This window comes from Thermobifida cellulosilytica TB100, from assembly GCF_001517975.1.
Taxonomy (GTDB): Bacteria; Actinomycetota; Actinomycetes; order Streptosporangiales; family Streptosporangiaceae; genus Thermobifida; species Thermobifida cellulosilytica.
The window spans coordinates 261318-270092 of the sequence record NZ_KQ950182.1 but is presented as its reverse complement, the minus strand read 5'-3'; the positions used below and the strand labels follow the sequence as shown (position 1 = coordinate 270092).

The following is an 8775-nucleotide window of genomic DNA, read 5'->3' as shown; positions in this document are numbered from 1 at the left end:
ACGGCAAGCACACCATCTTCGGGGAGGTCGCCGACTCCGCCAGCCTCGACGTGGCCGTGCAGATCTCGCAGGTGCCCACCGACGGGGCCGACCGCCCGGTCGAGGACGTCGTCCTGGAGTCGGTGACCATCCACCGCTCCGGGGACTGACCCCGCCCGGCGGCACGCCCTCCCGCAGCGCCTCCCCCGCCGCCCGCCCCGGATAGCCGCGCACGATCCGGGTAGTGGAGGTGTCCCGCGGCCGAGCCGCGGAGGGTCATGACGGCACCGGCGACGGGGAGGTCCGCGATGGCGGTTCTGGGAGGCCGTTTCCGATCCGGCGGCACGGCGGGCGCGCACCGCTGCGGCGATGGCGCACGGCACGGGCGCTGACCCCCGGCGGGGCCGCCCCGTCCCCGTCCACGGCGGCCTCACCGGCGCCGAGGCCGCCGAACGGCTGCGCCGCAACGGCCGCAACCTGCCGCCCGGCCCCTGGCGCACCCTGCCCTTCCTGCTGCTGGCCGGGGAGTTCACGCACGTCTTCGCCCTGCTGCTGTGGAGCGCGGCAGCGCTCGCGCTCGTCGGCGGCCTGCCGGGGGCGGCCCTGGCCGTCGCCGCCGTGGTCGCGGTGAGCGGCTGCCTCGCGTTCGTCCAGGACTACTGGGCCGACCTGACCGGACGGCGGATCCTGGCCCGCCTGCCCGCGACGGCCACCGCGGTCCGCGACGGCCGGCTCGTGCGCGTCCCGGCCGCCGAACTGGTCGTCAACGACGTGGTCCTGCTGGCCGCGGGCGACCGCGTCCCCGCCGACCTGCGCCTCACCGAGGCGCACGGGCTGGCCGTGGACGAGACCCCGCTGACCGGGCGGCGCACGGTGGCGCACCCCGGCGACGGCGACACCGTCTTCGCCGGCACCCACGTCGTCGCCGGATCAGGAGAGGGGATCGTCGCCGCCACCGGGCCGCGCACCCGGATCGGCCAGGACGCCTCCCCGTTCCGCCAGGCCCGCCCGCCCTCCGGTCCGCTGACGGGGGACCTGCGCGACCTGACCGCGTTCGCCGCGGGCGCGGCGGCGGGGGCCTGCCTGCTGCTCTTCCTGGTCCTGTCCGCGCTGGGCGTCCCGCCCGCCGAGTCCTTCCTGCCGTGCACGGCCCTGGCCGTGGCCCTGGTGCCGCTGGGCCTGCGGCCCGCCGCCCACCTCAGCCTGGCCCGGTGCGCGCGGCGGATCGCGCGCGCCGGTGCGGCGGCCCGCCGCACCGAGGCCGTCGAACAGCTCGGCGCGGTGACGGTCCTGTGCGTCCACCGGGCCGTGCTCACCGGCGGCGCACCGGCCCCGGCCGAGGTGTGGACGCCGCAGGGCTTCGTGCGCGTCACCGGGGAGGGCTGGGCGCCCGACGGCGGGCTGGTCGGCGACGCCCCCGCCGTGGCCGCGGCGAGCGACCTGGCCCTGTCCGCCGCGCTGTGCTCCGGCGGCGGCTTCTGCCACGCCGACGGCCGCTGGCAGCCGGTGGGCGACCCCGTGGAGGCCGCCTGCCACGTGCTGGCCGCCCGCGCCGGAGCGGACGTGTCCCTGTCCGCGGTGGAGACGCGCCACCCGTTCGACCCGTACCGCCGCCGCGCCTCGGCGTTCGCCCAGGGGGCGGTCCACGTCAAGGGCGCCCCCGAGGCCGTGCTGCCGCGCTGCCGCGCCGCACCGGGGGCCGGGGCCGCCCTCGCCGACATGGCCGAGCGCGGCCTGCGGGTGCTGGCCGTGGCCCGCCGCGACCTCACCGCCCCGCCGGAGCGCGCCGACGACGCCGAGCGCGACCTCACCCTGCTCGGCCTGGTCGGCCTGGCTGATGCGCCGCGCGCCGACACGCGAGCGGCGGTGGCCCGCTGCCGCCGGGCGGGCCTGCGGATGGTGCTGGTGACGGGCGAGGAGCCGCGCGCCGCCCAGGCCGCGGCCCGCGCGGCGGGGCTGGCCCGGTCCGGCGCACCGGTCCTCACCGGCGCGCAGCTCCCCGACGACCTGCGCGGGATCGGGGAGCTGCTGGACCGCGACGGGGCGGTGGTCGCCCGGGCCTCCCCCGAGGACCGGCGGCGCGTGACCGTGGCCCTGCAACACCGCGGGCACACCGTCGCAACCAGCGGCGGGGGTCCGGCCGACGCCGCCGCGCTGCGCCGCGCCGACGTCGGCGTGGCGGCGGGCGTCTCGGGGACGGACGCCGCCCGGGACGCCGCCGACCTCGTCCTCCTCGACGACGGCCTGGCCGGGCTGGCCGAGGCGGTGGAGCTGGGGCGCGCGGCGCGCGCCGGGCTCCGCCGGATCCTGGCCTACCGGCTGGCCGGTTCGGTGGCCGTGGCCGCGCCGCTGCTGGTGTGGGCGCTGACCGGCGGCGCGGTGCCGCCCGCGCTGGGGCTGTTCCAGGTCCTGGCCGCCACGGCGGTCCTCGACCTGCTCCCGGCGCTGGCCCTGGGTTCGGAGCCGCCCGAGCGGCATGCCGCGCGCGGCCGGGAGCCCTCCGTGCCGCCCCTGCTGGACCGGCCGCTGGCCGTCCGGGCCGCCGGAATGCTGGGCACGGTGGCGGCGGCCGTCGTGCTGCTGGCGTTCGGGACGGTGCTGTGGGTCGGCGGCTGGCAGTGGGGGCGCACGCCCGCTCCCCTGCTGCTGGCGCAGGCGTCGGGGGCGGCCTTCGCCACGGTCGTGCTGGGGCGGGCCGCCACCCTGCTGGCCTGCCGCAGCGAGACCCGGCCGTTCGACGCCGCGCCCTGGCGGGGCAACCCGCTGCTGCCGGGCGCGCTGGCCGTGCAGCTCCTGCTGCTGTGGGCGTGCCTGGCCGTGCCGGTCCTGGCCGGACTGCTGGACGGCACGGTCCCGCCGGGGTTCGTCTGGCCCGCGGTCGCGTGCGTGGTCCCGGCGGTGCTGGCCGCGGACACGGTGCACAAGGTGGTCCGGGAGGGGCGGGAGGCCGGGTGACCGTGCCGCCGCGCGGCGGCACGGTCCGGTGTCAGCTCGCGAGGAGCTCCTTGATGAGGATCGACACCTGGTCGATCTCGGTGAGGAAGCCGTCGTGGCCCGCCTCCGACTCGATGACGCGGACCCGGTCGGCGCCGGGGATGCCCTCGGCCAGCTCCTGTTGCTGGGCCAGCGGGTACAGGTGGTCGCTGCTGACCCCGCCGACCAGGGTGCGGGCGGTGACGCGGCGCAGCGCCGCGGCGACCCCGCCCCGGCCCCGGCCCACGTCGTGGGTGTTCATGGCCTGGGTGAGCACCACGTAGCTGCCCGCGTCGAAGCGGCGGGCCAGTTTGGCCGCGTGGTGGTCCAGGTAGGACTCGACCGCGAAGCGGCCGTCGCCCATCGGGTCCTCGCCGTCCTGCGCGGCCCGGCCGAACCGCGCGTCGAACTCGGTGGCTCCCCGGTAGGTGATGTGCGCGATGCGGCGGGCGATCCCCATCCCGGCGACCGGTCCGGGGCCGGGCCGGTCGTAGTAGTCGCCGCCGTGCCAGTGCGGGTCGGACCGGACGGCGTGCAACTGCGGCGCGGCCCACGCGATCTGCTGTGCGGAGCTGGCCGCAGGGCTGGCCAGCAGCAGCAGGCGGCGGACCTGCTCGGGGTGGGAGGCCGCCCACTCCAGGGCGCGCATGCCGCCCATGGAGCCGCCGAGGACCGCGGCCCACGCGTCGATGCCGAACTCGCGCAGCAGCACGAGTTCGGCACGGACGGTGTCGCGGATGGTGATCCGTGGGAAGCGGGAGCCCCACGGCCTGCCGTCGGGAGCGGTCGACGACGGGCCGGTACTGCCCTGGCAGCCGCCCAGCACGTTGGGGGCGACCACGAAGTACCGGTTGGTGTCCAGCGGCAGGCCGGGGCCGATGATGCCCTCCCACCAGCCGGGACTGGGATGGCCGGGGCCTTCCGGCCCCACCACGTGGCTGTCGCCGGTCAGGGCGTGCAGCACGAGGACCGCGTTGGAGCGGTCGGCGTTGAGACTCCCCCATGTCTCGTACGCCAGCCGGACGCCGGGCAGCTCGCCGCCGCTCTCCAGGGGCAGCGGCTCGTCGAGTACGGCCCAGCGCCGGTCCCCCGGGGGGTCCCCCTCCCGCCACGCGCCGGTGGCGGGAAGGGGACCGGTGCCGCCTTGGCTCACTGGTACGCCTTGGCCGCGCGCAGCCCGGCCTCCAGGTCCGCGCGCAGGTCGTCGACGTGCTCCAGGCCCACGGACAGCCGGACGAGGCCGGGGGTGACCCCGCTGGCGAGCTGCTCTTCGGGGCTGAGCTGGCTGTGGGTGGTGCTGGCGGGGTGGACGATGAGGCTGCGCACGTCACCGATGTTGACGAGCTGGCTGAACAGCTCGGTGCCGTCCACCAGGGCGCGTCCGGCCTCGACGCCGCCGCGCAGCTCGAAGGAGACGATCGCGCCCGCGCCCTTGGGCAGGTACTTCTTGGCCGCCTCGTAGTAGGGGCTGGAGGGCAGGCCCGGGTAGTAGACCTTCTCCACCTCGTCGCGGGACTCCAGCCACTCGGCGAGCGCCTGGGCGTTGGCGACGTGCCGCTCCATGCGCAGCGACAGCGTCTCGATGCCCTGGATGATCAGGAAGCTGTTGAACGGCGAGATCGCCGCGCCGGTGTCGCGCAGCAGTTGGACGCGCAGCTTGGCCGCGTAGGCGCCCGGGCCCAGCGCCTCCCAGTACTTCAGGCCGTGGTAGCTGGGGTCGGGCTGGACGAAGCCGGGGAAGCGGTCGCCGTGGGCGCCGAAGTCGAAGGTGCCGCCGTCCACCACGATGCCCGCGATGGTGGTGCCGTGGCCGCCGAGGAACTTGGTGGCGGAGTGGACCACGATGTCGGCGCCGTGCTCGATGGGCCGCAGCAGGTAGGGGGTGGGCACGGTGTTGTCGACCACGAGCGGCACCCCGGCCTCGTGGGCGGCGTCGGCCACGGCGCGCACGTCGAGCACGTTGTTGGCCGGGTTGGGCAGGGTCTCGGCGAAGAACAGCTTGGTGTTCGGGCGGACCGCGGCGCGCCACTCGTCGATGTCGTCCTGGTCCTCGATGAAGGTGACCTCGACGCCGAGCTTGGGCAGCGTGTAGTGGAACAGGTTGTAGGTGCCGCCGTACAGCGACGGGCTGGTGACGAGGTGGTCGCCCGCGCCCACCAGGTTGAGGACGGCCGCGGTGAGCGCCGCCGAGCCGGACGCGAACGCAACCGCGGCGACCCCGCCCTCCAGGGCGGCCAGCCGCTGCTCCAGCACGTCCTGGGTGGGGTTCATGATACGGGTGTAGATGTTGCCGGGCTCGGCCAGGCTGAACAGGTCGGCACCGTGCTGGGTGTCCCGGAAGACGTAGGAGGTGGTCTGGTAGATCGGGGTGGCCCGCGCGTTGGTGGCCGGGTCGGGGGCGGCCCCGGCGTGGATCTGCTTGGTCTCGAACGACCACTCTCCGGGGTTGGCGGCGGACTCGGGCGTGGTGTCTTCGGCGGTCATGGTGCTCCTGTCAGAACGCACTGGTGGGATTGGATCGGAAAGCAGGCCTGTGTGCAGGCGGACAGGGCCGAGCGCGGTCGGCGGTCCGGGGAAAGGCGAATGGTTGACAGCGCGCCGGGCGGTGCGGACTCCGGCGGAGAAGGCGTCGTCGGATCAGCGCATGCCGGGACAGAGCATGCTGTTCACGCGTGCGTAGTCGACGTGGCGACGCGAGACGAGCTCAACCATGCCAACGAGGTTAACTGCTGTCTCACCATCCCGTCCAGGAGTCTCATATTTCGGACGGTGCAGCATTCTCCAAGCGTATCGGTCTTTTCCACACACCGGCCCACCAGGGATGCCCCTTTTGTCCAGAAGTGTCCATCGCCACTCCGCGACCTCCCGGCGCGCGACCCCCTCACCGGCCCCCGCTCCGGCTAGCGTTGACCCGAGTGAACCGGTGGGATCACCTGGGATCTCCACCCGCCCGAAACCGAGAGGCACCATGCGGATCGCCCTGTTCGTGACCTGCGTGAACGACACCCTGTTCCCGCGCACCGGCCAGGCCGTCGTGCGCCTGCTGGAGCGGCTGGGCCACGAGGTGGTGTTCCCGGCCGGGCAGACCTGCTGCGGGCAGATGCACTACAACACCGGCTACCGCCGCGACGCCCAGCGGCTGGCCGTGCGGTTCGTGGAGACCTTCGCCGACCACGACGTGGTCCTCGCCCCGTCCGGGTCGTGCGCGGCCATGGTCCGCGACAACTACCCCAGGCTGGCCCCGGCCGGCAGCCGCCTGGGCCGCGCCGCCGCCGAGGTGGCGCCCCGCGTGCTCGACCTGTCCGAACTGCTGGTGGACGTCCTCGGCGTCACCGACGTGGGCGCCTACTTCCCGCACCGGGTCGCCTACCACCCCACCTGCCACGGCATGCGCCTGCTCGGCCTGGGCGACCGCCCGCTGCGCCTGCTGCGCGCGGTGCGCGGCCTGGAGCTGGTGGAGCTGCCCGACGCCGAGGAGTGCTGCGGCTTCGGCGGCACCTTCGCGGTGAAGAACCCGGCCGTGTCCGCGGCGATGGGCTGGGACAAGGCCCGCAACGCCGCCGCGACCGGCGCGGAGGTGCTGTGCGCCGTCGACAACTCCTGCCTCATGCACATCGGCGGCGTCCTGCGGCGGCAGCGCTCGGGCATGCGCGTCATGCACCTGGCGGAGATCCTCGCCTCGACCGAGAAGGAGGCCGTCCGGTGAGCCGGACCTTCCTGGGGATGCCCCCGTTCCCGAAAGCCGCCGAGGCCGCCGTCGCCGACGCCCAGCTCCGGCACAACCTGCACCGGGCCACCCGCACCATCCGCCGCACCCGCGGCCGGGCCGTGGCGGAGGTCGACGACTGGGAGGCGCTGCGCGCCGCGGGCGCGGCGATCAAGGACCGCACCCTGCGCCACCTGGACCGCTACCTGGAGCAGTTGGAGGAGGCGGTCACCGCCGCGGGCGGGCACGTGCACTGGGCCGTGGACGCCGCCGAGGCCAACGCCGTGGTCACCGAGCTGGTGCGCGCCACCGGCCACCGCGAGGTGGTCAAGGTCAAGTCGATGGCCACCCAGGAGATCGGCCTCAACGAGGCGCTCGCCGAGGCCGGGATCACCGCCTACGAGACCGACCTGGCCGAGCTCATCGTGCAACTGGCCGAGGACCGCCCCTCCCACATCCTGGTGCCCGCCATCCACCGCAACCGCGCCGAGATCCGCGAGATCTTCCTGCGCGCCATGGCCGACTGGGGGCGGCCCGCACCCGCGGACCTCACCGACGACCCGCGCGCCCTCGCCGAGGCCGCCCGCCGCCACCTGCGCGAACGCTTCCTCACCGCGAAGGTGGCGGTGTCCGGCGCGAACTTCGCGGTCGCCGAGACCGGCACCCTGGTGGTGCTGGAGTCGGAGGGCAACGGCCGGATGTGCCTGACCCTGCCCGAGACGCTGATCTCCGTGGTGGGCATCGAGAAGCTGGTGCCCACCTGGCGGGACCTGGAGGTGTTCCTGCGCCTGCTGCCGCGCTCCTCCACCGGCGAGCGCATGAACCCCTACACCTCGATGTGGACCGGGGTCGCGCCCGGCGACGGCCCCCGCGAGTTCCACCTGGTGCTGCTGGACAACGGGCGCACCGACGTGCTCGCCGACGCGGTGGGCCGCCAGACGCTGCGCTGCATCCGCTGCTCGGCCTGCCTGAACGTGTGCCCCGTCTACGAGCGGGCGGGCGGCCACGCCTACGGCTCGGTCTACCCGGGGCCGATCGGCGCGATCCTCACCCCGCAGTTGCGCGGCACCGCCTCGGAGGCGGACGCGGCGCTGCCGTACGCGTCGTCGCTGTGCGGCGCCTGCTTCGAGGTGTGCCCGGTGGCCATCGACATCCCCGAGGTCCTCGTCCACCTGCGCGAACGGGTGGTCGAGCAGGGCGGCCGTCCGGGCGAGCGCGCGCTGCTGGCCGCCGCGTCCTGGACGCTGGGCGACGAGCGCCGCCTCGCCTGGGCGCAGCGCGCGGCGGGGGCGGTGCGGTCGCTGGTGCCGCGGCGGCTGCCGCTGGGGCCCGCGGCGGCCTGGACCGACACCCGCGACCTCCCCGAGATCCCGGCCGAGCCGTTCCGGGACTGGTGGGCGCGGCGCGAGAAGGAGGACGGACGGTGAACCGGTCACGGGAGCGCATCCTGGCCAGGGTGCGGGCGGCACTGGCCGACGTGCCGCGCGACGAGGAGCCCGCCCCGGTCGCGGTGCCGCCCGGCCGGGCCGCGACGGACGGACTGGTCGACCTGTTCGCGGACCGGCTGGAGCACTACCGGGCCCGCCCGGTGCGGGTCGGCGCCGCCGACCTGCCCGAGGCGGTCGCAGCGGCGCTGCGGCGGCGCGGGGCCGGGCGCGTGGTGGTGCCCGCCGACCTGCCCGAGGAGTGGACGAGCCGCTGCGAGGCGGAGCTGGTGGCCGACGACGGACTCGACCCGGCCGCGCTGGACGCGGTGGACGGCGTGGTCACCGGCTGCGCGGTGGCCGTCGCCGCGACCGGCACGATCGTGCTGGACGGGGGCGCGGCCCAGGGGCGGCGGGCGCTGACCCTGGTGCCCGACTACCACCTGTGCGTGGTGGACGCCGCCCGGATCGTCGCGGACGTGCCCGACGCGGTGGCGCGGCTGTCGCCCGTCCGCCCGCTCACCTGGATCAGCGGCCCCTCGGCCACCAGCGACATCGAGCTCAACCGGGTGGAGGGCGTGCACGGCCCCCGCACCCTGGAGGTGCTCATCGTCTCCTCCCCCGGCACGGGGGCCTGACGGCGCGGCTATCCTGCGCGCCCGGAAGGACCCACAGCGTCGGGATCGTCAGGGG

General features: G+C 75.8%; 7 protein-coding genes. 5 read left to right on the top strand and 2 right to left on the bottom strand.

Annotated features, from left to right (window positions below; all coding sequences use genetic code 11):
• Window positions 1-149: peptidylprolyl isomerase (locus AC529_RS11345; RefSeq protein WP_198156395.1), on the top strand; the 149-nt coding region annotated here is incomplete at its 5' end.
• A 199-nt stretch (window positions 150-348) separates the two neighbouring features.
• Window positions 349-2934, top strand: a complete 2586-nt coding sequence (locus AC529_RS11340; RefSeq protein ID WP_068756394.1) for a P-type ATPase actuator domain-containing protein — start codon at window positions 349-351, stop codon at window positions 2932-2934.
• A 31-nt stretch (window positions 2935-2965) separates the two neighbouring features.
• Here the strand turns inward: AC529_RS11340 and metX are convergent, their stop codons facing one another.
• Window positions 2966-4105, bottom strand: a complete 1140-nt coding sequence (metX, locus tag AC529_RS11335) for a homoserine O-acetyltransferase MetX (protein WP_068756392.1) — start codon at window positions 4103-4105, stop codon at window positions 2966-2968.
• Window positions 4102-5436 (bottom strand): bifunctional o-acetylhomoserine/o-acetylserine sulfhydrylase, encoded by a 1335-nt coding sequence (locus AC529_RS11330; protein WP_068756390.1) that lies wholly within the window; start codon window positions 5434-5436, stop codon window positions 4102-4104. The genes metX and AC529_RS11330 overlap by 4 nt, the downstream gene beginning before the upstream one ends.
• A gap of 484 nt (window positions 5437-5920) precedes the next feature.
• Between AC529_RS11330 and AC529_RS11325 the strand changes: the two genes are divergently transcribed.
• Genes AC529_RS11325 through AC529_RS11315 form a run of 3 tightly spaced genes read left to right on the top strand, consistent with a single transcriptional unit; the run spans window position 5921 to window position 8720 of the window.
• Window positions 5921-6658 (top strand): (Fe-S)-binding protein, encoded by a 738-nt coding sequence (locus tag AC529_RS11325; protein WP_068756388.1) that lies wholly within the window; start codon window positions 5921-5923, stop codon window positions 6656-6658.
• A complete protein-coding gene (locus AC529_RS11320) occupies window positions 6655-8085 on the top strand; it encodes a lactate utilization protein B (RefSeq protein ID WP_068756386.1) in 1431 nt (476 codons plus the stop codon). Before AC529_RS11325 ends, AC529_RS11320 begins: the two co-directional genes overlap by 4 nt.
• Window positions 8082-8720, top strand: a complete 639-nt coding sequence (locus AC529_RS11315; protein ID WP_068756385.1) for a LutC/YkgG family protein — start codon at window positions 8082-8084, stop codon at window positions 8718-8720. The genes AC529_RS11320 and AC529_RS11315 overlap by 4 nt, the downstream gene beginning before the upstream one ends.
• Window positions 8721-8775 lie beyond the last annotated feature (55 nt).

What these genes read in the sequence shown, in the direction of transcription:
- AC529_RS11340 (WP_068756394.1), top strand. Translation starts at nt 349, where the DNA reads ATGGCGCACGGCACGGGCGCTGACCCCCGGCGGGGCCGCCCCGTCCCC.
- AC529_RS11325 (WP_068756388.1), top strand. Translation starts at nt 5,921, where the DNA reads ATGCGGATCGCCCTGTTCGTGACCTGCGTGAACGACACCCTGTTCCCG.
- AC529_RS11330 (WP_068756390.1), bottom strand. Translation starts at nt 5,436, where the DNA reads ATGACCGCCGAAGACACCACGCCCGAGTCCGCCGCCAACCCCGGAGAG.